Annotated in this window: 1 pseudogene; it reads right to left on the bottom strand. The window is 47.6% G+C overall.

The features are described from left to right. Nucleotides 1-1,139, bottom strand: a pseudogene (locus tag ACF8FD_RS11210) (type VI secretion system Vgr family protein); the annotation flags it as partial.

The raw sequence follows: 1,139 nt of genomic DNA, 5'->3' as shown, positions 1-1,139 counted from the left end.
TTATAGCCTTCACCCCCTATTTCTTTAGAGCGAATCCCAGCTAGTTTCTTGGTTTCTGGTAATTGACCTTTCTGATCAAATTTCGTTGGGCTGCGCTGCGCTTCATGAATCCGTCCAACCACAAAGGGACGGTCGAGATTGCCATCAAAGAAATCAATCACCACGATTTCACCAATGCGCGGTAAAAAGCGTGCGCCATAGCCCTCACCCGCCCATGGGGTCAAGACATCAACCCATGCAGAGTCTGTATCATTGTCATTGGCGCCTGCACCGCCGTCATGGCTGTGGTCATCGTTGCGGGTAAAGAGGAAGCGAACTTTGATCCGCCCCCATTCATCCACATGAATTTCTTCACCACTTGGTCCCACAACTTTGGCACGTTGTGGGTGTGTGGCTGGTCGGTGCGCTATCGGGTTATAAGCTGGAACGGTCGTGATGTGACGACGCTGTAAACTCAAGTGGTTGGCTTGGCGTTCGCTTGGCACTGTGCTGGTTTTGAGTGACCATTGGCTTTGTTTCAGTAAATGCTGAATTTGCTCACTCAGATCTTTGGGCAAGTTGTTTTGATTATAGAAAGTCTTGGTCGTGATCAGAAATTCTTTGTCTGCATCACTATGTTGATCCAGTTCAGGATGTTCATGTAACTCAAACCAATACCCCACTTGGGCATCACGTACGGTGCTCTGTGCAGTGAATTGTTTCGCCTGTTGGTTGTAGACATTACTCAGGGTTTGATTGAGTTTTTCAATTTGGCTGTTTGATGCTGTGGTCGCCTGATCTTCTCCATTTAAATCTTACATCCATGCAGGGCTAACATGCCACGCTTGTTCTAAACTGAGGCTAGCATTGTCTTGTTGTGTACTGTGTTGATGTTGGCTTTGGACTGAACCTGCACCTTCTTCTTGACTCAGGTGGTCGGCTTGCCAACGTTGGATATGGACTGCAGTCGGTTGTAGGCTGCGCTGCGCACTCAGACTGATGATGCTATCCTGTTGTTCGGTAGCACTAGAACGATGAAAACGAATCTGTCGACGCTTTAAGGCTTGAAACTGACTGTTGTCATCCAAGAGTCTAAGTTTTTGGGCTTGAATTGGATGACGAGTATGAGGCACATAGAGTTCAGCTTCATCAATCAGCCA

Origin of the sequence: Acinetobacter sp. TYF_19 (assembly GCF_043105125.1) — a bacterium.
GTDB lineage: Bacteria > Pseudomonadota > Gammaproteobacteria > Pseudomonadales > Moraxellaceae > Acinetobacter > Acinetobacter johnsonii.
This window is presented reverse-complemented; position numbering and strand designations above follow the sequence as displayed.